This is a genomic window from Mesorhizobium japonicum MAFF 303099 (assembly GCF_000009625.1).
Classification (GTDB): Bacteria; Pseudomonadota; Alphaproteobacteria; order Rhizobiales; family Rhizobiaceae; genus Mesorhizobium; species Mesorhizobium japonicum.
On sequence record NC_002678.2, the window covers coordinates 5263351 to 5285027 of the forward strand.

Sequence of the window (21677 nt, forward strand, 5' to 3'; positions counted from 1 at the left end):
CTCAAAGCGGCGTCAGGTCTCGTCGTCCGACACCCTGACGCCGCGCCTGGCCGGCGTTCGCAGATTGGCATACATGCCGGTGGTGCGGAATTGGCTGGGCGTGGTGCCGTAGAGACGGCGGAAGACCTTCGAAAAATAGTTCGCATCCTCGAAGCCGCACAGGATGGCGACTTCCTTCACCGGCAGAAAATCCGCCTTGGTCAACAGCTTCGCCGCCCGCTGCAGGCGCTGCTGCAACACGAATTCGGCGGGCGGCAGGCCTTCGCTCTCGGCGAAGCAGCGCGAGAAATGGGCGCGGCTGAGGCCACTGATCTGGACGAGGTCCGCCACCGGCAGCGGCCTGTCGAGATTGGCGTTGATATGGTCGATGACCGGCTGCATGGCGCTCAGTTTCTCGGCAAAGGCATGCGAGCCGAAGACATCGTCATAGAGCGCCATCGCCGCCTCGTAGGCGATAGCGGACGCGGCACCCGCCGAGGCCGCCCCGTTGATGAGGCGCAGGCTGCAATCAGCAAGGTGATCGATCGTCGCTGGCTTAAGCCGGAACACCGGACCGGAGATGCTGAGGATCGACTTGTGGATGCGCAGCGCCTCCTCGCCGTTCATCGAGATCCAGAAATATTCCCAGCGCTCGTCGCTGGCCAGCCAGTAGCGGTGGTTGTGCGGCACCAGCACCAGCAGCGTGTCGTTCTCTTGCAGGCGGTAGTTGCGGTTCTCGTAGCGTAGCCGGCCGGTGCCGCTGATCGTGTGCTGGAGCACGGTGAACGGCGTCTGGCCGCGTTTACGCCCGTCCCAGTCATAGATCTCGTCCTCGCGCACTTCATAGCCGGTGCTTGTCGGCATGGCATGCAGGCGCTGCCGGCCGCGCGGCAGCGAGATCGTGCGCATCGACTGTCCGTTGGCGATCAAATCTCGTAGCACAAAATTACCCTTGAAAGCATAATCCTTCTCTGGTCGCGCTCGTGAATAAGGGCATAATCCCCCTCGAAAAGCGAGAGAGATCCGCAGGTGAGGAGCGGACAGGGAGGTTGGCGGGCCGGAAACCGGCTTGTCCCGCACACATGCCATGGCATGCGGCTGCGACCTACCGCTGTCATTCCCGGCCTGCCATTGGAATAGGATGAGGTACGGCTGATGAGTTTCAAAATCGCTATCATCGGTGCCGGCAGCGTCGGATTCACCAAGAAACTGTTCACCGACATCCTGTGCGTGCCCGAATTCAGGGATATCGAATTCGCACTGACCGACCTCAGCGAACACAATCTCGGGATGATCAAGGCGATTCTCGACAAGGTCGTCGAGGCGAACGGGTTGCCAACCAGGGTGACGGCGACAACCGATCGCCGCAAGGCGCTCGAAGGCGCGCGCTATATCATCAGTTGTGTGCGGGTCGGCGGCCTCGAGGCCTATGCCGACGACATTCGCATTCCGCTGAAATATGGCATCGACCAGTGCGTCGGCGACACCATCTGCGCAGGCGGCATCCTCTATGGCCAGCGCAACATTCCCGTGATCCTCGACTTCTGCAAGGACATACGCGAGGTCGCCGCGACGGGCGCCAAATTCCTCAACTATGCCAACCCGATGGCCATGAACACTTGGGCGGCGATCGAATACGGCAAGGTAGACACGGTCGGCCTCTGCCACGGCGTCCAGCATGGCGCCGAGCAGATCGCCGAGGTGCTGGGAGCGAAGTCCAGGCACGAGCTCGACTATGTCTGTTCCGGCATCAATCACCAGACCTGGTTCATCGATTTGCGGCTGAATGGCCGCAAGATCGCCAAGGACGAACTGGTCGAAGCGTTCGAGGCGCATCCGATCTATTCGCAGCAGGAAAAGCTGCGCATCGATGTCTTGAAGCGCTTCGGTGTCTATTCGACCGAGAGCAACGGCCATCTCTCCGAATATCTGCCCTGGTACCGCAAGCGGCCCGACGAGATCACCCGCTGGATCGATATGTCGGACTGGATCCATGGCGAGACCGGCGGCTATCTCCGCTACTCCACCGAAACCCGCAACTGGTTCGAGACGGAGTATCCGCAATTCCTCGAAGCGGCGTCGAAGCCGATCGATCCGGCCAAGCGCTCCAACGAACACGCCAGCCACATATTGGAGGCGCTGGAGACCAATCGGGTCTATCGTGGCCACTTCAACGTCAGGAATGATGGCCTGATCACCAATCTGCCGCAGGATGCCATCGTCGAGTCGCCCGGCTTCGTCGACCGTTTCGGCATCAACATGGCCGCCGGCATCACATTGCCGGAAGCCTGTGCGGCCACCTGCATGTCTTCGATCAACGTCCAGCGCATGTCGGTGCATGCCGCGATATCAGGCGACATCGATCTCCTGAAGCTCGCCGTGCTGCACGACCCGCTGGTCGGCGCGGTGTCGACGCCGGAGGAAGTCTGGCAGATGGTGGACGAAATGGTCGTCGCCCAGGCTCAATGGCTGCCGCAATATGCGCATGCGGTTCCGGCCGCCAAGGAGCGGCTGTCGAAATCCGCGGTCAAGACCCGCGAATGGGCGGGTGCTGCGCGGCGAAACGTGCGCTCGATCGAGGAATTGCGCGCCGAAAAGGCCGCGCTCAAACAGGCCGGCTGAAACCCCGGGCGCAGCGACGGACCTTGGGAGGCAGGTCCATCGCATTGAGCCGTCCAGGCAGAGACGAGCAGCAGAAAACGTCTGAACATGAGGGAGGAGACTATGAGAAACCTACGCAGCATTGGCATTGCCGCCGGACTGGCGCTGAGCGTCTCGGTTCCGGCACTCAACGCTTTCGCATCAGAGCCGACAGTCCCGCCGGTGCCGGCGACCTTTCCGGCCGAGGGCAAGATCAAATACGTGGCGCGCGACTCCATCCTGGAGTTCAAGGCCCTGCCGGAATATCACGAGCCGGATTGGGTGACCGAAAAATACGTCAAGACCGGCAAGCTGCCGCCGGTGAAAGACAGGCTGCCGAAAGAACCGCTGGTCTTCAAGACGGGCAACATGCAAGACGGCATCGGCGTCTATGGCGATACGATGCGCCATGTCATCGGCGGCCGGCCGGAAGGCTGGAATTATGGCGCCGGCCAGACACAGGGCTGGGGCGGCATCGATATCGGCCTTTCCGAATGCCTGACGCGCACCGCGCCGCTGTTCCAGGTCGAGGCCAAGGACACCGAGCCGCTGCCGAACCTGGCCAGGAGCTGGGACTGGTCGAAGGACGGCCACAAGCTGACCATGCATCTTGTCGAAGGCGCAAAATGGTCGGATGGCGTTGCCTTCAACGCCGACGACGTCATGTTCTACTGGGACGACGAGGTCGTTGATCCCAACGTCTCGCCATTGAACGGCGCGACGCCGGAAACCTTCGGTGTCGGCACGACGCTGAAGAAGATCGACGACTACACCGTCGAATGGACCTTCAAGGAAGCCTTTCCGAAGCAGTACCTCTATGCGATGGCCTACGGCACCTTCTGTCCCGGCCCCGCGCACATCCTGAAGCCGCAGCATCCGAAATATTCGAAGAACACCTACGACCAGTTCAAGAATGCCTTCCCGCCGGAATTCATGAACATGCCGGTGATGGGCGCCTGGGTGCCGGTCGAATACCGGCCGGACGACATCATCGTCATGCGCCGCAACCCCTACTACTGGAAGGTCGACGAGAAGGGCAACCAGCTGCCCTACCTCAACGAACTGCACTACAAGCTGTCGACCTGGGCCGACCGCGACGTCCAGGCGGTCGCCGGCGCGGCCGACTTCTCCAATCTGGAGCAGCCGGAAAACTTTGTCGCCTCGCTGAAGCGCGCCGCTGAAGCCAACGCGCCGGCACGGCTCGCCTTCGGTCCACGCCTCATCGGCTACAATCTGCGCATGAACTATTCCGCCAATGGCTGGGGCAATCCTGACGAACGCAGCCAGGCGGTTCGCGAGCTGAACCGCAATGAGGACTTCCGCAAGGCTGTCACCATGGCGCTCGACCGCAAGGCGCTGGGCGACTCCCTGGTCAAGGGGCCGTTCACCGCCATCTATCCCGGCGGCTTCTCTTCGGGCACCAGCTTCTATGATCGCAAGTCCACCGTCTACTATCCGTTCGACCTCGCTGGCGCCAAGGCCGAACTCGCCAAGGCCGGCCTCAAGGATACCGACGGCGACGGTTTCGTGAACTTCCCGGCCGGCACCGCCGGCGGCAAGAACGTCGAGATCGTGATGCTGGTCAACAACGACTACGGCACAGACAAAAGCCTTGCCGAAGGTGTCGTCGCCCAGATGGAAAAGCTGGGCTTGAGGGTCGTTCTCAACGGCCTCAACGGCACCCAGCGCGATGCCTCGCAATACTCCGGCCGCTTCGACTGGCTGATCCGGCGCAACGACCAGGAACTGACCTCGGTCGTGCAGAACACCGAGCAGCTCGCGCCTGTCGGTCCGAAGACCAGTTGGAACCACCGCGCGCCGGAAAGTGGCGAGGTCGACCTGATGCCTTTCGAAAAAGACCTGGTCGATATCGTCAACAAGTTTGTCGCGTCGGAAGACAACGACAAGCGCGCCAGCCTGATGAAAGAGTTCCAGAAGATCTCGACCGAACATGTCTACAATGTCGGCCTGACGGAATATCCCGGCGCGCTGATCGTCAACAAGCGCTTCTCGAACATTCCGCAGGGCACGCCGATCTTCATGTTCAACTGGGCCGAGGATTCGATCGTCCGCGAACGCGTCTTCGTCGCGGCCGACAAGCAGGCGAAATACGAATTGTTCCCTCAGGAGCTCCCGGGCAAGCCCGGAGACAAGGGTCCGATGTAAGTTTACCTCCCCTGACCAAAAGAGACCCGGCCGCGCCGCTGGCGCGGCCGGGGCAAACCAACCCTCCGAACGACCCTCAATGGGAGCGTCCGGCGAAATGAGGAAGCCGACCGTCCATGCTGCGATTCCTGCTTATGCGCATAGCGTCGGCAATACCGGTCCTCGCAATCCTGAGCCTCGTCACCTTCGCCATCATCCAGGCGCCACCTGGTGACTATGCCGACTACATCCGTTCGCAGCTGATCAACCAGGGCGGTGCCTCCTTCGCCGAGGCCGATGCGCAGGCCCAGGCCTACCGCGTCGAACACGGCCTCGATAAGCCGCTGCCCGTCCAGTACCTCAACTGGATCGGCGGAATCATTACTCGCGGCGATTTCGGCTACAGCCTCTACTACAACAAGCCGGTCGCCGATGTGGTGGGCGAGCGCCTGCCGCGCACGCTGCTTCTGGCGCTGGTCTGCCATCTGCTCGCCTCGGTGCTGGGCATCACCTTCGGCATATGGGCGGCGACAAGGCAATATACCTGGATCGACTCGACGCTCTCGGCCATCGCCTTCCTCGGCATGACCGTGCCACGCTTCCTGATGGCGCTGATCATCGTCTACCTGCTGGTCTTCCAGTTCAACGTGTCGGAGATCGGCTCGTTCTTCTCGCCACAATTTGGCGGTGCGCCATGGTCGTGGGCGAAGTTCGTCGACCTGGTCAAGCATGTCTGGCCGGTGGTCGCGATCGCCACTTTCGGCGGCCTTGCCTACAATATGCGTGTCATGCGCGGCAATCTGCTCGATACGCTCAACGCACAATATGTCGAGACGGCGAGAGCAAAGGGCCTGACCGGCAGCGCCGTCGTCATGCGCCACGCGGTGCCCAATGCGCTGCATCCGCTCGTCATGTACCAGGGCGTGGTGCTGCCCTATATGCTCACCGGCGAGATCGAGACGGCAATCATCTTCGCTCTGCCGACCGTCGGCCCGGCGGTTGTCGGCTCGATGGCCGTCGGCGATGTCTATGTCACCGCCACTTTCATGATGGTGCTGGCGGCGACGCTGATCGTCGGCAACATCATCGCCGACATGCTGCTCGTCCTGCTCGACCCGCGCATCCGCCAATACGGAGAGAGCTAGATGCTGGCCCGCGATCCATCACCGCCGCCGCTGCCCGCCGAAGGGCCCATCGTCGCCAAGCCGGCCCGCGGCAATGAAAGCTACATCGCGCTCGTCTGGCGCCGGCTGAAGCGCTCCTGGACCGGCATGGCCGGGCTCTGGCTCGTCGTGCTGCTGCTGGTGATGGCCGTGTTCGCCGAATTCCTGGCGCCGATGGACCCGAAGGCGACCGATGTCGGCTTCGCGCCGCCGCAACTGCCCTCCTTCCACGATAGGGACGGCAATTTCGTCGCGAGGCCGCGGGTCTATGCGCTGGCCGATTCGGCCGACCTCGATCCTGTCACCTTCCAGCCCATTGTCGGCCCCGACTACGACCATCCAAGGCTGCTCGGCTTCTTTACCGAGGGCGCGCCCTACAAGCTCTTCGGGCTGATCCCGGCGAACCGGCATTTCTTCGCCTCGATGGACGGCCAGCCGGTGCATTTCCTAGGCACCGACAAATTCGGCCGTGATGTGCTGTCGCGCGCCATACATGGCTCACGGGTCTCGCTGATGATCGCGCTGACGGTCGTCTTCATCATCACCGTCATCGGCACCACCGTCGGCATGGTTTCCGGCTATTTCGGCGGCCGGTTCGATATCTGGACGCAGCGCTTCGTCGAACTGGTGCTCGCTTTTCCGCAGCTGCCGCTCTATCTGGCGCTGACGACGCTGATCCCCGTCACCGCGCCGACCAATGTCTTTCTCGCCTTCGTCATCATCGTCATGTCGGCGCTGGGCTGGGCGCAGATGTCGCGCGAGGTGCGCGGCAAGACGTTGGCGCTGGCGCGCATCGAATATGTGCGCGCCGCCATGGCGGTCGGCGCCACCGACCGGCGCATCATCCTGCAGCACATCTTGCCCAATGTGATGAGCCACGTGATCGTTGCCGTCACCTTGGCGATCCCGACGGTGGTGCTGCTCGAATGCTTCCTCGGGTTCCTCGGCTTCGCGGTCAAGCCGCCGCTGATCTCCTGGGGTCTGATGCTGCAGGACACCGCGACCTATTCCGTCATCGGCACCTATCCCTGGATACTGTCGCCAGTCGGTTTCGTGCTCGCCACCGTCTTTGCCTTCAACGCGCTGGGCGACGGCCTGCGCGATGCCGTCGATCCGTATTGAGGTGGCTGGGATGACCGTCGTACTCGCCGAGTCCTTCGCGCCCATCGTTCGTCATGACCATGACGGGCGCCAGGACCAGCCCATCATCGACGCCCGCAACATCGAGGTCGCCTTCAAGGTCGAGCACGGCGTTGTCGAAGCGGTCAAGGACATCTCGTTCCAGCTCTATCGCGGCGAGACGATCGCCATCGTCGGCGAATCCGGTTCCGGCAAGTCGGTGACGGCGCGCGCCGTCATGGGGCTGCTGTCGCGCCGGGCCACCGTGTCGCCGAAATCGAGCATCTGTTACGACGGCCAGAACATCCTGAAATTCCCCGAGAGCGAGCGGCGCAAGCTGCGCGGCAACCGCATCTCGATGATCTTCCAGGAGCCGATGAGCTCGCTCAACCCGATCTATACGGTCGGCAGCCAGATCGTCGAGGCAATCCGGGTGCATCGCAAGGTGAGCCGCAGGCAAGCCTGGGCGCGGGCGCTCGAGCTGCTGCGGCATGTCCAGATCCCCGAGCCGGAGGCGCGGCTCAAGCAGTATCCGCACCAGCTCTCGGGCGGTCAGCGGCAGCGCGTGATGATTGCCATGGCACTGGCCAATGATCCCGACGTGTTGATCGCCGATGAGCCGACCACCGCGCTCGACGTCACCGTCCAGGCGCAGATCCTGAACCTGATCCGCAATCTGCAGAAAGAGCTGCGGATGGCGGTGATCCTGATCACCCACGATCTCACCGTGGTGCGCAAATTCTCCGACTATGTCTATGTCATGCAGCATGGCGCGATGTGCGAGCACAACGTCACCGAACGGCTGTTTGCGGACCCACAGCACCCCTACACGCAGCGGCTGCTCGCCGCGGAGCCGCGCGGGCGTCCGCAGCCGCTTCCTGAGGGCAGCGGCGCCATCCTCGAGGCGAATGATGTGCGCGTCTGCTTCATGCTGCGCCATGGCGGTTTCCTGAAGCCCGACTGGCGCGAGCTGGTCGCCGTCGACGATCTCGGCCTCAGGCTTTGCCGCCACGAGACGCTGGGGCTGGTTGGCGAATCCGGTTCCGGCAAGACCACCTTCGGCCAGGCGCTGTTGAGATTGATCGACGCCAGGCGCGGCGAGATCCGTTTCGACGGTCAACCGATCCAAGGCCTGTCGCGCAACGAGATGCGGCCGCTGCGCTCGCGCATGCAGATCGTTTTCCAGGATCCGTTCTCCTCGCTCAACCCGCGCATGACGATCGGCCAGATCATCGAGGAGGGGCTGATCGTCAACAGCCTCGGCGCGACGCGGGCGGAGCGGGTGGACCGGGTGCGTGAGGCGCTGGTCAGCGCCGGCATGCCGGGTGATATCCTGTCGCGGTTCCCGCATGAATTCTCCGGTGGTCAGCGGCAGCGCATCGCGATCGCCCGCGCCATCGCGCTCGAGCCCGAACTCATCTTGCTCGACGAGCCGACATCGGCGCTCGACCTCTCCGTCCAGGCGCAGATCATCGACCTCTTGCGCAAGCTGCAGGACGAGCGCGGCCTCAGCTACCTCTTCATTTCGCACGACCTCAAGGTGGTGCGCGCGCTGTGCCATCGCGTCATCGTCATGCAGCATGGCAAGATCGTCGAGCAGGGACCCGTCGACGAGATCCTCACAAATCCCAAGACCGCCTACACCGAACGGCTCGTCCGAGCCGCTTTCGACGTGGCTTGAACATATGCCGGAGGTTAGCATGGCAAGACATCCCAGGATCACTTTCATCGGCGCCGGCTCGACCGTGTTCATGAAGAACATTGTCGGCGACGTGCTGCAGCGGCCGGCCCTCTCGGGCGCGACGATCGCGCTGATGGACATCAATCCGCAGCGGCTGGAAGAGAGCGCCATCGTCGTCAACAAGCTGATCGCGACGCTCGGCGTGAAGGCGAAGGCCGAGACCTATTCCGACCAGCGCAAGGCCCTTGCCGGGGCCGATTTCGTCGTCGTCGCCTTCCAGATCGGCGGCTACGAGCCCTGCACCATCACCGACTTCGAAGTGCCGAAGAAATACGGCCTGCGCCAGACGATCGCCGACACGCTCGGCGTCGGCGGCATCATGCGCGGCCTCAGAACCGTGCCGCATCTGTGGAAGATCTGCGAGGACATGCTCGCCGTCTGCCCCGAAGCGATCATGCTGCAATATGTCAACCCGATGGCGATCAACACCTGGGCGATCTCGGAGAAATACCCCACCATCAAGCAGGTCGGGCTCTGTCACTCGGTGCAGGGCACGGCGATGGAACTCGCTCACGACCTCTCGCTGCCGTATGACGAGATCCGCTATCGGTCGGCCGGCATCAACCACATGGCCTTCTACCTGAAATTCGAGCACCGCCAGCCCGACGGCTCCTACCGCGACCTCTATCCGGATCTCGTGCGCGCCTATCGCGAAGGCCGCGCGCCCAAGCCGGGCTGGAATCCACGCTGCCCCAACAAGGTACGCTACGAGATGCTGACCAGGCTCGGCTATTTCGTCACCGAAAGCTCGGAGCATTTCGCCGAGTACACGCCCTATTTCATCAAGGAGGGTCGCCCCGATCTGATCGAGAAATACGGCATTCCGCTCGACGAATACCCCAAGCGCTGCATCGAGCAGATCGAGCGCTGGAAAGACCAGGCGCAGGCCTACCGCTCGGCCCAGCGCATCGAGGTCGAGGAGTCCAGGGAGTATGCCTCCTCGATCATGAACTCGGTCTGGACCGGCGAACCGTCGGTGATCTACGGCAATGTCCGCAACAATGGCTGCATCACCTCGCTGCCCCGCGACTGCGCCGCCGAAGTGCCCTGCCTTGTCGATGCCTCCGGCATTCAGCCGACCTATATAGGCGATCTGCCGCCGCAGCTGACGGCGCTGATCCGCACCAACATCAATGTCCAGGAACTGACGGTGCGGGCTCTGATGAGCGAGAACCGCGAGCACATTTACCATGCGGCGATGATGGATCCGCACACGGCGGCCGAACTCGACCTCGACCAGATCTGCTCACTGGTCGATGATCTCCTGGCCGCTCACGGCGACTGGCTACCGGCCTGGGCGCGCGTGAGCCGCAAGACCGAGGCCGCCTGACGGGCGATCTCGGTCTTACTTGGGCTCGTCGGCGTCGGGTTCTTCCTCGTCGTCGCGGGCCTTGATGACATAGGCGCCCTTCAGCCAGCGGTTGAGGTCGATGTCCTTGCAGCGGGCCGAGCAGAACGGAAAGGTGTCGCGCGCCGACGGCTTGCCGCATTCGGGGCAGGGGCGCTTTGGCCGCAGCGGCGTGATTTTGGAGTCGGAATTCATGGCCGTGCGGTCAGCCAGCTCTGATGGATCTTGAAGCCTTCGCCCGATAGCAACGCCACCGTCTCGTAGAGCGGCAGGCCGACGATGTTGGTGTAGGAGCCGACCAGCTTGACGACGAACGAGCCGGCGAGACCCTGGACGGCATAGCCGCCTGCCTTGCCGCGCCATTCGCCCGAGGCGACATAGGCTTCGATCTCCTCGCGCGGCAGTCGCTTGAAACGCACCCGCGTCTCGACCAGTCGCTGGCGCAGCTTGCCGCCCGGCGTGATCAGGCAGATGCCGGAATAGACCCGGTGCGAGCGGCCGGACAACAGCCCGAGGCAGTTGGCGGCATCGTCCAGCGTTTCGGCCTTGGGCAGGATGCGCCGCCCGACCGCGACCACAGTATCGGCGGCCAGCACGAAGCTTGGCGCATAACCCGTCTCGGTCTTCAGCGACGCGAACGCCTTCTCGGCCTTTTCCGTCGATAGCCGCTTGGCCAGCGAGCGCGGATGCTCGGCACGCAGCGGCGTTTCGTCGATATCGGCTGGCAGGATACGGTCCGGCTCGATGCCGGCCTGCTGCAACAGTTCGATGCGGCGCGGCGAACCCGAGGCAAGCACCAGCTTCTGCAAAATGCTCATCGCGTTCCGGCCAAGCCTTGATCTTACTTGAAGCGGTAGGTGATGCGGCCCTTGGTCAGGTCGTATGGCGTCATCTCGACCAGAACCTTGTCGCCGGTCAGCACGCGGATGCGGTTCTTGCGCATGCGGCCGGCCGTATGGGCGATGATCTCATGTTCGTTTTCGAGCTTCACCCGGAACATCGCGTTCGGCAACAATTCCGTCACGACACCCGGAAACTCGAGGACTTCTTCCTTCGGCATTCGATACCTTTGCTTGGATTGCAGTTCCAGCGCTTAGAGCATGACGCCGAAAAGTGTGAAGCGGTTTTCGGACGACATCATGCTCTACTTCTTGGTTTAGAGTCGGATGATTTCAGGTCGAACAGACCTGAAATCATCCGACTCTAGCCGGAATTTCGGCGGAACCTATATGATAATCGTGCGCTTGTGAACACGCTTAATCCTTCGCGTTTTTTGCGTCTGAAGCCAAGAAACGTCGGCTTATGCGCAACTTCAGCCGCTCGCGCACGTCGCGGTAGGCCGCCATGATCTGTTCGCGCGTGCCGCTGGCGTTGGTCGGGTCCTGTGTCGGCCAGTATTCGACCTCGACGGCGAGCGAGCGGGTGAGTTCCAGCGCGGCATGGTGCGCCTCCGGTGCCAGCGTCACGATCAGGTCGAAATAGTCATCCTCGAGATCGTCCAGCGTCTTGGGATGACGCTCGCCCAGCGACAGGCCCTCCTCCGCCAGCACGGCGTCGACGAACGGGTCGCGCTCGCCGGCGCGCACGCCGGCCGAGGCAACGAAAATGGTGGCGGGCAGCATCCGGCGCGCCAATTGCTCGGCCATTGGCGAGCGCACGGCATTCATGCCGCACAGGAACAGGATCGAGCGGGGCGGGGCGCCGGGTACCAGGGCTAGCCCCGCCAGTGCAGCACGCAAACCAGCGTGAACAGCCGGCGCGCCGTGTCGAAATCGATGTCGATCTTGCCGGACAGCCGATCCATCAGCGTCTGCGAACCTTCGTTGTGCAAGCCGCGCCGGCCCATGTCGATCGCCTCGATATGGCTCGGCGTCGAGGAGCGGATGGCGTCGTAATAGCTCTCGCAGATCATGTAGTAATCCTTGACGATGCGCCTGAGCGGCGTCAGCGACAGGATGTGGGTGACCACCGCGGTGCCATCCTCGCGCGCCACGGCGAAGACCAGGCGCTGCTCGGCCAGCGACAGTTTCAGCCGGTAGGGGCCGGCGCCGCTGTCGTTGACGGGCTGAAAACTGTTCTCCTCGATCAGGTCGAAGATCGCCACCGCTCGCTCATGCTCGACATCGGGCGTCGAACGGCCGATCGATTCATCGAGTTCGATATCGATCAGCTTTGCGCGGGTTTGATCGGAGCCCGTCATCTCAGCCTACATGTTCAGCCGGATAGCGACGGAGCGGCCATGCGCGTCGAGCCCTTCCGCCTTGGCGAGCGCGATCGCCGCCGGCGCCAGCACGCGCAATTGCTCCGGCCCGAGCTTCAAGATCGAAGTCCGCTTGACGAAATCGAGCACGGACAGGCCTGACGAGAAGCGCGCCGAGCGTGCCGTAGGCAGCACATGGTTGGAGCCGCCGACATAGTCGCCGATGGCTTCCGGCGTGTGGCGCCCGAGAAAGACCGCGCCCGCATTGCGCATCCGCGACAGGAAACCTTCGGCATCGTCGATGGCCAGTTCGACATGTTCGGCGGCGATGCGGTCGACCAGCGGCAGCGCCGCCTCGATGGTCGCGACCTCGATCACCGCGCCGAAATCGCGCCAGCTCGCCGCTGCCGTTTCACCGCGTGGCAGGGTCTGCAATTGCCGTTCGACAGCCTGTTCGACCGCCTTGCCAAAGGCCGGATCATCGGTGATCAGGATCGATTGCGCCGACACATCGTGTTCGGCCTGGGCGAGCAGATCGGCGGCGATCCAGTCCGCATTGTTGCTGCCGTCGGCCACCACGAGCACTTCCGAGGGGCCGGCGATCATGTCGATGCCGACCGTGCCGAACACCTGGCGTTTGGCCGCCGCGACATAGGCGTTGCCCGGCCCGACAATCTTGGCAACCGGCTTTATGGTCTCTGTGCCATAGGCAAGGGCAGCGATCGCGTGTGCGCCGCCGACGCGGTAGATTTCGGTCACGCCTGATATGTCGGCCGCCACCAGCACCAGCGGATTGATGATGCCACCCGGGGCCGGCACAACCATGACGACGCGCTCGACGCCGGCCACCCGGGCCGGCACGGCGTTCATCAGCACCGAGCTTGGATAGCTCGCCGTGCCGCCCGGCACATAGAGCCCGACCGCCTCGATGGCTGTCCAGCGCCAGCCGAGCTCGACGCCGGTGGCATCTGTGTAGCGATCGTCCTTCGGTCGCTGCCGCTCGTGGTGGGAGCGGATGCGATCGCGCGCGAATTCGAGCGCTTCGATCGCCTTTGGATCGGCCGTCTCGTAAGCGGCCGCAATGTCTTGCTTCGACACGGCAATGCCGAGGCTTTTCAAATCGGCCCGATCGAATCGTTGCGTATAGTCGATCAGTGCCGCGTCACCTTCGGCGCGCACGCGTGCGATGATCTGGCGAACCCCTGCGTCGACGTCCTCGGACACTTCCCTCTTGGTCGTCAGGAAAGCGGCGAAGCGCTGCTCGAAATCGGCATCGGACTGGCGAAGCGTGATGGCCATGGGGCGCTCAAGCCTTGTGAATGGGGCGCGACGTGGCTTCCCACGCGCCGCCAATGTCGGCAAGGCGGGCCTCGATGCATTCGACATCGAGCATGATGGTGCCGCCGCCCGAAAAGATGAGTTCGACGATGCCGGCTGGCTTGCTGATCTCGATGAAGCTGATCGCCAGCAGGGACAGCACCTCGGCCGGCTTGTCGCGGGCAATGCCATTGGTTTTGGCGCCCAGCACCCGGTCGAAATGCAGCACGGCCTGCCGCCGCTCATTGTGCTGGCGGAACAGGCCCGACTTCGCCTCCCAGACGAAACGGTTCATGGTCAGCACGAAACGCTTGGCCGCAGGCAGGAATTCGAGGTCCGACACCTTCATCACGGCGTCCTGGACATGGGCCGAGACGATGCTCAGATCCTGGTCGTCGAGCGCGATAAGCTTGAGGGCCATGCGGAATTTGTACCTAAGGTTGGTTTCAGCCCTCTGTTAGGCGGTCTTTCCGGCCGGTGCAACCGCGACACGACTCCCGCCCGAGGCAATTGCCTCGGCTTTGCGGTGCTGGCAGGTGGATGAAGGCCGCACGGGCAGCCTCCGTTCGAAGCTGCCGCCGTTCGATCGTCAGGCGGAAATGCGCTCGATCACCGCGCCGCAGTTGGACAGTTTTTCCTCCAGCCGCTCGAAGCCGCGGTCGAGATGGTAGACGCGGTTGACCGTGGTCTCGCCTTCGGCAGCGAGGCCGGCGATGACCAGCGAGACGGAAGCGCGAAGGTCGGTGGCCATGACCGGCGCGCCTTTCAACTTCGCCACGCCGTCGACGATCGCCGTCTGGCCCGAAAGCGTGATGTGGGCGCCGAGCCGGGCCAGTTCCTGGACGTGCATGAAGCGGTTCTCGAAGATCGTCTCGGTGATGCGCGACTTACCCTTGGCCATGGTCATCAGGCCCATGAACTGCGCCTGCAGATCGGTCGGGAAGGCCGGGAAGGGCGCCGTGGTCACATCGACGGGCGAAATGCCGGCGCCGTTGCGCTTCACGCGAATACCGGAATTGGTCTGGGTGATCTCGGCACCCGTCTGCGAAATCACGTCCAGCGCGGTCTGCAGCAGCTCCGGCCGCGCGCCTTCGAGCACGACGTCGCCGCCCGTCATGGCGACCGCCATGGCATAGGTGCCGGTCTCGATGCGGTCGGGAATGACGCGCACGCGCGCGCCCGACAGCGATTCGACGCCATCGATGGTGATGGTCGGTGTACCGGCGCCGGAAATCCTGGCGCCCATGGCGTTGAGGCATTCGGCGAGGTTGACGATTTCAGGCTCGCAGGCGGCGTTTTCCAGCACTGTCTCGCCCTTGGCCAGCGAAGCCGCCATCATAAGCACATGGGTGGCGCCGACCGAGACCTTGGGGAAGACATAGCGGTTGCCGACCAGGCGACCATTCTTGGTCTTGGCGATGACATAGCCGGTGTCAACATCGAGATCGGCGCCAAGCGCCTGCAGGCCTTCGAGGAACAGGTCAACCGGGCGCGTGCCGATGGCGCAGCCGCCGGGCAGCGACACCTTGGCCTCGCCCATGCGGGCCAGCAGCGGGCCGATCACCCAGAACGACGCCCGCATCTTCGACACCAGCTCGTAAGGCGCCGTCGTGTCGACGATGTTGCGGGCGGAGAAGTTGATGGTGCGCGAATAGCCTTCATTCTGCTTCTCGCGGCGGCCATTGACCGAGTAATCGACGCCGTGATTGCCGAGGATGCGGATCAGCTGCTCGACATCGGCCAGATGCGGCACGTTTTCCAGCGTCAGCGTGTCGTCGGTCAAAAGCGAGGCGATCATCAGCGGCAAAGCGGCGTTTTTCGCGCCCGAGATCGGAATGCTTCCGGCAAGCTTGTTGCCGCCGACAATTCTGATGCGATCCATTGGAGAATATCCCTCTCGGCCAAAAAGGCCGGTTCAATCGTTTGAGTATCGGCCCGTCTAGACCATTGGCCGGTGTGGTTCAAGAAATAGGATTTCCACGCATCCGGGCCAAGAGTGGCTGATTTGAGTTAATCTTTCCGTATTTCCTTGGCCGAACCAAGTCCGTCCGGCCTTTGGTCGGCTTCACCTGTGCGGCGCGAGCGCGACTGCGCCTTGCGCTTCTGCAGATTGGCGCGCAACTGCTCGGCGAGCCGGTCCTTGCGGTCCGTGCCGCCCTTTTTTGCTGGAATTGTCTTGTCGCTCATCGTTCCGTCCCGGCCGGCGACCCGGCCAAACCTGCCGTTCAGGGATAGCCAACATTGTGGCGCTGCCATGTCATTAGAAAGCTATCCGGCAAAGGCTTTCACAGAAGCGTTGTTCTTGGCCTTGCGCTTACCGGTTCGATATGGCAGAAGCCCCGCCATCAGCGGCTGCGGTAGCTCAGTGGTAGAGCACTCCCTTGGTAAGGGAGAGGTCGAGAGTTCAATCCTCTCTCGCAGCACCAGTCTATCCCATCGAACTGCTCAAGACCTTGACGGAGGCCCTAAGTTCCGGTTCCTAGGCGGTGCGAAATGGCGTTGGCACGCAATGGTGTCTATTCGCGCATGATGCGATAGACGGTTGCGTCACCCTGCACACCCCGAAGAGGCGCGTCAAAAGCAACGACACGATGGCCGGCAAGCATTTCGCGAACCCCGGGCGCGGAATAGAGCGCCTCGGAAATGCAGATCTGTCCGGCTTCCGCCAAGGACTGCACGCGCGCGGCGACATTCACGGTCTGGCCGAAATAATCGAGGTTGTCGTTGAGGGTCACGGCGATCGACGGTCCACAGTGGGCGCCGATCTTGAGGATGATCCCCGGCCCGTCATGGTCGCCATTGAAGCGATCGATTTCTTCAAAGACGTGGAGTGCGGCCGAAATCGCATCCGACGGCTGCGAGAATACAGCCATCACCGCATCCCCAATCGTCTTGACCACCGCTCCGGAATGTTGCTGAACCGCCGCGTTGACCAGTGCGAAATGCTCGCGGACCAAAGCATAGGCGTTGAGGTCACCCAAGCGCTCATACATGGCGGTCGAACCCTTGAGGTCCGTGAACAGGAAGGTGATCTGCCGGATGCCGAGCCCCTCCTTCTCGTCGACACGTTCGGACCGGAAGAGCTGGCGGAAGGTTTGCCGTGCAAGCAGCGCTCCGCCGGAAACATAAGGGTCGAAATCGAGCGTCGGCTTGGTGGTCAGCGCAACAAGCTCGGGCGGCCAGTTGATGACAAGCAACGAACCCCGCACTGGCCCTCTATTCGCTACCTCGATGACAATCGGGCCAGGTGGCACAGCGGGCATCGCCGGCAAGAAGCGTTTGCCGTCATAATCGATCTTCAGAAGTGTCGGCGCCAACCCCCGATCGCCTGATATTGGCACAGCGAATGCGGCCTGGGTCTGGACGTTGACGCCAGAAAGGGCGCCCGGTCCCAGGTCGGCGCGGAGCACTGTGGTGGTGCCGGGCGGCAGAAACGTCATGCCCCGAACGAAGCCGCGCAGAACGTCTAGAAAGCGAACGTCTTGCCCCGGTAGCCGCCCGTCATGTCCGAAGTGGAGCTTCCAGTGAAAATCCTCAACAGGGAGTGTCTCGGGATCGTGGTAAGGCAGGCGCCGTAATTTCGGCGATACCGAGAAGGTGACCTCGATGAAGTCGTCGAGGTCGGTGTCGCCCGATACGTCGCACAGGCCACAGACGTAGTGGGTCTTCAGCGTGCGCAGGGCGCCGAAACTGTCGAGCACCATCCCGGACTGGGGACACAGCACATCCCAGCTCATGTCGAACAAGCCACAGCGGGCGGCATGAAGGAAGAGGTCGATTGCTTCAGCCTCGGCGATTGCGCGGTCGCGAGCAAAGGCCAGCGGATTAACGCGATAGAGTGAGTGGTCGTCGGCGCTCTTGATCAGCGTCTCGAATTTCGAGATCACGCGTGGGCTCCAGGCTCGCGCCTGCTCCACCTTGGTCATCTTGCTTTCGAGAAGACGATCGTCGACTAGCGTCACGCCGGATCCTCAAACCTTGCCTTGCGACAGCCTACTAAAAAACGGGCGCGATGCGAATGGATTGCCGTCGAAGGAGTCTGCCGTCACAGCAGAGATGCTTATGCTCCTGCTCGTCTAGCCGCCCATCCAAGGCATATCGATCGCCCCCAGCGATACAATGATCCCGAGGACCACTAAAGCGATGCCCAAAGCACCTTCGAAGCGTCGGCCACGCTGCATCAGCTTCTCGACGAAGACGATCAGTGTCAAAAGCAGCATCCAGGCGAGGCTCATGACGCCCGCTGCGACCAGCACGGCGAACAGCGCCCAGCAGCAACCGAAGCAATACAGCCCGTGGCGCAGCCCCATCTCGAGCGCGCCAACCCGCCCGTCGCGCCAGTGCTGGGCCACGAAAGCGAGCGGCGAACGGCAATGGCTGAGGCAAATGTGCTTGAGGGTAGTGAATTGGTAGAGTCCGGCGACGCCTAGCGTGACACCGAGCGCGAGCGGCGCCCATTTCGAACGCTGAGGCGGATCGAGGCTCGTCGCAAACTCGCTGCCGAACTGGACCAGGACATACACGAGAAGGCCCGCCGCCGCCCAGACGAGCATGTAGCCGGCGACGAAGATCCACGTCGGGACGGCCACCTGCTGTCCGCGCCTAGCCTGCGCCGCCGCGAACATAAAGATCATGGGTGCCGCGGCCGGCAGCATCATAGCCGCCATCATCACAGTCCATACAGCGAGAAAGGCGGCGATGCCGGCGAGTGACCAGCCGTCGGCCGCAATTCCGGCCATCGCCATGCCGGCCATGCCTTCCATTCCCTCCATTCCGCCGCGCACCGCAATGCCCATGGGCAAGTCCATGCTGAAGGTCTGGTAGAGGGTGAGCGCCCACGCCGCCGCTGTCAGCACGACGAGCGATGCGAGAAGGCCGAGCGGCATGCCGCGCAAATTCCGAAGCCGCCACGTTTTCCTGGGGAACGCGTCGGGCATCGGCACGCTCTAGCTCGGGCCGGTCCAGTCAAATGGAATGTGCTTGCTCGAGCGGGCCGTGCCGATCCAGTCTAGCCCGAAGCCCTTGGTGCTCACCTCGACAGAACGCCCCCAGGTGGCAACCTGGCCCGGGCCGACCTCCGAGCCCGGCGGATTGATTGTCTGCACCCGCTTGCCGGGCGGTGTTGTAGGACCGGAAAGCGCTTCCACGCGGCCGACGACGAGGCCAGGAATTTCGACCCGCCAGGTGGCGAGGTCGCCCGCCACCTCGAAAGTGATTGGCACGAACTCCATGCCACGCATCTCGCCGACATTGGCGGCAAAGCCCGCCGGCCAGCCGCCGGCGTGGCCGCCGAAGATCGCCTGCAGGGCTTCGCGCTGCGACTCATTCGCCTTCTCGTCGAGGTACATGCCCATCACGGCCTTTGCCTCGCCGGCCCATAGATTGCCTTCGAACTCGCCGAGCGCCACCAGCGTCAGGCCGTCGAGCTTCACGTCGCCATACTGGCCCTCGCGCACATGCCAGGCGAGCACGCCCTGGCAGTGATTGCCGGTCGGCCGCTGGGCGAACTCACAAGGGCAAGGGATGTCGCAGCTGCAGATGTCGAACCAGTCGCCTGCGAGCCGCCATTGAGGCACTGCATTCATGGCCCTTTCTCCCCGAAACCTAGGCCCGTTTATACGTCGAAGGCTCAGCGCACTCCAGTAATTCGTGCGTCGCTCGCTGATTTTGATGGACCGGTCCCCACATAAGTGGCCGCCCCAGCTGTCGTCAGCTGTGGAGATGCGTCAGTTCGAATCCGGCGTCATCCTGCGCGTCGGAGAGGTGTTGTTCGGCGGACCGGAACATGTCCGAGAACTCCATTTCGTTCTCCAGCCGACCTTGATGGCAAGGACATCCTCGGTGCCCTTTGGTGCGAAGCAGACTTGTGCGATACGCGTGCGGATCCGCTCGCCGATCTCCTTGGCCGCCGCTTCTCGCGCGACAGCGCCAGGGCCGGCGCGGCGTAAGTCGCCGATATCAAGGGTCGCCTTGCGACGGTCGCGCCCGGCGAGGGCCTGCAGCCGTAGCGTTTCCAAGACAGGGCGAAGCGCCCGGTTCGGGCTCCCTTCGTTCTGAAGCATGTCGCGTCGAAAGGTCACTTTTGGGCGCCATGCATTAGCCGCCGAAAACGAAGGCCATCAGCAACTCCGGCTCGAGCACCGGCGCCCGCACCGCGGTCAATTGCCCCCGGTAGCGGCGGTCGCCCGCGCCGATGACGAAACCGGTGGCGACCGGTGTTTCGCCGTTGGCGTCGAGCCGCGCGAATATGTCAGCGACATTGAGATCCAGGGCAAGCTTCAGGTCGTGGCGCGCATCTTCGCTTGGCGCCACCGGCAATTGCCGCCTGACCAGTTGCTGGAACGGCGCGTTGAAGGTCAGGATCCTCTTCGACGACGAGAGCGCAAAAGCCGGTGATGGGCAGGCGACCAGAATGGCGTTGATGGTCTTGATCGATGCAAGCCTTCGCAAGGTCTGGTTTTCGTCGGCCAATCCGCGCATGCAGGCCACCCGGATTGCCGATGTCAGGTTTCCTGAGTTGGCGTGGCTTTCGGCGATCTCGTCGATCAGCATGCCGATCGTGCATTTGCGGTTTTCGGCCATCTGCTTCAGCGAGGTCCAGAATGCCCGCTCCAGACGAATGCCGCGTCGCATGCCGCCGCGCGCCACAACCCGGAATTCCAGCCCGAAATCTTCTGTTTCTATGGGTGGAAGCAGCCGGTCGCTGTCGGCAAGAGGGGAGGTGGCGCTATCGTTCACTCATTGCCTCCTCACGTGCCTTGTTGATCGGGTTCGGTAGATAGGTGGGTCTGGTTGCGCGACCGGTGTTGATGTCGACCGAACAGATCATGCCGAATAGGTCTTGCCATTCCGGATCAGCGTCGATCTCTCGGTTGTGACCCCCATGGTCGCAGACCTCGAGATTCTTGGTGAGGCGATCGAGATTGGCGCTGGCTTCGTCCAGTTTCTTGGGCGAAGGTGCACTCGCGCTCCCGCAGGTCAACATCGTAGCCGCCATCAGGAGATCAAGGCGCCTGCCCACAGTCGTATTCATTCAATCCGCCCCAACCTTTCCCCCGCTGTCTCTTCGAGCGCGACACCAGGCCTGAGCTGGCCCGGATTATCCAACAGGTTCACGAAGATATGTGGGAGAATACTAAATTAGAAACATCTAAATGATGGATTTTGGCCACAAGATTGGGAAATGTAGCGAAAATGGTACAAAAACCTGAGCGCAGGGGGTGCGCGCAACTGCCGCCGAGTGCGGAAAAGCCGAAAGGCTCAATGCCAGCAGAATCGTATGAAACCGGCATGAGCCGAAAGACAGCGTGGAAAATTCATGACGTTGCGGCCAAGATCATTGCAGCCCGAAGGACCATGCCGAATTGCGGGCCGCCCGGATGAACTGCCAAGCACGGCCATAGTGGCGCCCTTGCGTTAAGCCTCGCGCAATCTCTGCAATCTATGCTGATGCCAGATTGTCGAGGTTAAAATGAAGCGCAGGCCACTACTACTCTTCGCTTTTCCGGCTTTCATCCTGGTGGTTTTGGCCTGCGAGCGAATGGCGACCATGCTGCTCGGGAGCTATCCCGCCAGCCCCGCAGTGTGGAGAATCTGGTTTGAACTGCGCCCCTTGTCGGCGATGTTCTGGCAACAGATCGACCCATATCTCTACGGTTCGATGGCCCTGGATGCCGTCATCCTGGTTGCGGCGGCATGGGTGTTCTGGAGCGCTTGCCGTGTGAGACCGGCGGCCGCCTTCTTCCTGGCCAACCACGTCGCCCTGCTCTTTGCCGGACTGATGATCGCTTCCAGCAGTCATTCGGAGACAGCGAGCACGGTCGCGGCTTTTCCGATGTCCAACGGTCTCCAATTCGCCCTGAAGATCGATTTTACTTGGCAGAACAGCCTGGTGCTCGTTCTGGGCTTCGCGGCCTGCGCGTACTGTCATGTCGCGTTCCTTCGCGAGACGCGACTGCGCACAGAGTCTCTGGCCCTGCGCCTCACGACTTTGGGACGGGATCTTTAGTCGGGCGCACCGGGCTT

The 21677-nt window shown here is 62.7% G+C and carries 23 protein-coding genes and 1 tRNA gene; 8 read left to right on the forward strand and 16 right to left on the reverse strand.

The annotated features are described in order from the left end of the window. Positions 1 to 12: 12 nt before the first annotated feature. A complete protein-coding gene (locus tag MAFF_RS26320; protein WP_010914053.1) occupies positions 13 to 1068 on the reverse strand; it encodes an AraC family transcriptional regulator in 1056 nt (351 codons plus the stop codon). A 66-nt stretch (positions 1069 to 1134) separates the two neighbouring features. Here MAFF_RS26320 and MAFF_RS26325 point away from each other — a divergent pair, with 66 nt between their 5' ends. The 6 genes from MAFF_RS26325 to MAFF_RS26350 all read left to right on the forward strand — a co-directional run bounded on the left by MAFF_RS26325 (position 1135) and on the right by MAFF_RS26350 (position 10117). Continuing rightward, positions 1135 to 2601 (forward strand): alpha-glucosidase/alpha-galactosidase, encoded by a 1467-nt coding sequence (locus MAFF_RS26325; protein WP_010914054.1) that lies wholly within the window; start codon positions 1135 to 1137, stop codon positions 2599 to 2601. Between the two features lie 102 nt (positions 2602 to 2703). Next, entirely contained in the window at positions 2704 to 4785 is a 2082-nt protein-coding gene (locus MAFF_RS26330) for an ABC transporter substrate-binding protein (RefSeq protein WP_010914055.1), read from the forward strand. Between the two features lie 116 nt (positions 4786 to 4901). Then, on the forward strand, positions 4902 to 5909 hold the full coding sequence (locus MAFF_RS26335; RefSeq protein WP_010914056.1) for an ABC transporter permease: 1008 nt from the start codon (positions 4902 to 4904) through the stop codon (positions 5907 to 5909). Next, complete coding sequence (locus MAFF_RS26340; protein WP_010914057.1) at positions 5910 to 7049, forward strand: ABC transporter permease; 1140 nt, start codon at positions 5910 to 5912, stop codon at positions 7047 to 7049. It begins immediately after the preceding gene. A gap of 10 nt (positions 7050 to 7059) precedes the next feature. Next, a complete protein-coding gene (locus MAFF_RS26345; RefSeq protein ID WP_010914058.1) occupies positions 7060 to 8727 on the forward strand; it encodes an ABC transporter ATP-binding protein in 1668 nt (555 codons plus the stop codon). Between the two features lie 19 nt (positions 8728 to 8746). After that, entirely contained in the window at positions 8747 to 10117 is a 1371-nt protein-coding gene (locus MAFF_RS26350) for an alpha-glucosidase/alpha-galactosidase (protein WP_044549257.1), read from the forward strand. Positions 10118 to 10132: 15 nt separating this feature from the next. Here the strand turns inward: MAFF_RS26350 and yacG are convergent, their stop codons facing one another. From yacG to MAFF_RS26395, 9 genes are all read right to left on the reverse strand, one after another. Next, positions 10133 to 10330, reverse strand: coding sequence for a DNA gyrase inhibitor YacG (gene yacG, locus MAFF_RS26355; RefSeq protein ID WP_010914060.1), 198 nt, complete (start codon positions 10328 to 10330; stop codon positions 10133 to 10135). After that, a complete protein-coding gene (locus tag MAFF_RS26360; protein ID WP_010914061.1) occupies positions 10327 to 10953 on the reverse strand; it encodes a Maf-like protein in 627 nt (208 codons plus the stop codon). The genes yacG and MAFF_RS26360 overlap by 4 nt, the downstream gene beginning before the upstream one ends. A gap of 23 nt (positions 10954 to 10976) precedes the next feature. After that, entirely contained in the window at positions 10977 to 11195 is a 219-nt protein-coding gene (infA, locus tag MAFF_RS26365) for a translation initiation factor IF-1 (RefSeq protein WP_006200926.1), read from the reverse strand. 196 nt (positions 11196 to 11391) lie between these two features. Next, on the reverse strand, positions 11392 to 11862 hold the full coding sequence (locus MAFF_RS26370) for a low molecular weight phosphatase family protein (RefSeq protein ID WP_080512106.1): 471 nt from the start codon (positions 11860 to 11862) through the stop codon (positions 11392 to 11394). Then, positions 11850 to 12335 carry a UPF0262 family protein gene (locus MAFF_RS26375; protein WP_010914063.1) on the reverse strand — a complete coding sequence of 162 codons (486 nt, stop codon included), beginning with the start codon at positions 12333 to 12335 and terminating at the stop codon, positions 11850 to 11852. Before MAFF_RS26375 ends, MAFF_RS26370 begins: the two co-directional genes overlap by 13 nt. A 6-nt stretch (positions 12336 to 12341) precedes the next feature. After that, positions 12342 to 13634 carry a histidinol dehydrogenase gene (gene hisD, locus MAFF_RS26380; RefSeq protein ID WP_010914064.1) on the reverse strand — a complete coding sequence of 431 codons (1293 nt, stop codon included), beginning with the start codon at positions 13632 to 13634 and terminating at the stop codon, positions 12342 to 12344. 7 nt (positions 13635 to 13641) lie between these two features. Continuing rightward, positions 13642 to 14073, reverse strand: coding sequence for a DUF2948 family protein (locus tag MAFF_RS26385; protein ID WP_019860404.1), 432 nt, complete (start codon positions 14071 to 14073; stop codon positions 13642 to 13644). 168 nt (positions 14074 to 14241) lie between these two features. Beyond that, entirely contained in the window at positions 14242 to 15534 is a 1293-nt protein-coding gene (murA, locus tag MAFF_RS26390) for a UDP-N-acetylglucosamine 1-carboxyvinyltransferase (protein ID WP_010914066.1), read from the reverse strand. 128 nt (positions 15535 to 15662) lie between these two features. Further along, complete coding sequence (locus tag MAFF_RS26395; RefSeq protein ID WP_010914067.1) at positions 15663 to 15908, reverse strand: hypothetical protein; 246 nt, start codon at positions 15906 to 15908, stop codon at positions 15663 to 15665. A gap of 95 nt (positions 15909 to 16003) precedes the next feature. Between MAFF_RS26395 and MAFF_RS26400 the strand changes: the two genes are divergently transcribed. After that, a tRNA-Thr gene (locus tag MAFF_RS26400) sits at positions 16004 to 16078 on the forward strand. Positions 16079 to 16168: 90 nt separating this feature from the next. On the opposite strand, the gene MAFF_RS26405 is transcribed toward MAFF_RS26400, so the two are convergent. The 6 genes from MAFF_RS26405 to MAFF_RS40895 form a co-directional block, all read right to left on the reverse strand. After that, positions 16169 to 17614, reverse strand: coding sequence for an adenylate/guanylate cyclase domain-containing protein (locus MAFF_RS26405; RefSeq protein WP_010914068.1), 1446 nt, complete (start codon positions 17612 to 17614; stop codon positions 16169 to 16171). A gap of 114 nt (positions 17615 to 17728) precedes the next feature. Beyond that, positions 17729 to 18589: a DUF2182 domain-containing protein gene (locus tag MAFF_RS26410; RefSeq protein WP_157866086.1), complete on the reverse strand. Its 861-nt coding sequence runs from the start codon at positions 18587 to 18589 to the stop codon at positions 17729 to 17731. A 9-nt stretch (positions 18590 to 18598) separates the two neighbouring features. Next, positions 18599 to 19237 (reverse strand): DUF1326 domain-containing protein, encoded by a 639-nt coding sequence (locus MAFF_RS26415; RefSeq protein ID WP_010914070.1) that lies wholly within the window; start codon positions 19235 to 19237, stop codon positions 18599 to 18601. A 141-nt stretch (positions 19238 to 19378) separates the two neighbouring features. Next, positions 19379 to 19669 carry a hypothetical protein gene (locus tag MAFF_RS38340; protein ID WP_244420619.1) on the reverse strand — a complete coding sequence of 97 codons (291 nt, stop codon included), beginning with the start codon at positions 19667 to 19669 and terminating at the stop codon, positions 19379 to 19381. A 79-nt stretch (positions 19670 to 19748) separates the two neighbouring features. Next, the gene (locus tag MAFF_RS26420; RefSeq protein ID WP_010914072.1) at positions 19749 to 20390 is read right to left on the reverse strand and encodes a ribbon-helix-helix domain-containing protein; all 642 of its coding nucleotides are present in this window, start codon (positions 20388 to 20390) and stop codon (positions 19749 to 19751) included. Further along, complete coding sequence (locus tag MAFF_RS40895) at positions 20380 to 20685, reverse strand: hypothetical protein (RefSeq protein WP_010914073.1); 306 nt, start codon at positions 20683 to 20685, stop codon at positions 20380 to 20382. The genes MAFF_RS26420 and MAFF_RS40895 overlap by 11 nt, the downstream gene beginning before the upstream one ends. Positions 20686 to 21123: 438 nt before the next feature. Here MAFF_RS40895 and MAFF_RS26430 point away from each other — a divergent pair, with 438 nt between their 5' ends. Beyond that, on the forward strand, positions 21124 to 21660 hold the full coding sequence (locus MAFF_RS26430; protein WP_010914074.1) for a hypothetical protein: 537 nt from the start codon (positions 21124 to 21126) through the stop codon (positions 21658 to 21660). Positions 21661 to 21677 lie beyond the last annotated feature (17 nt).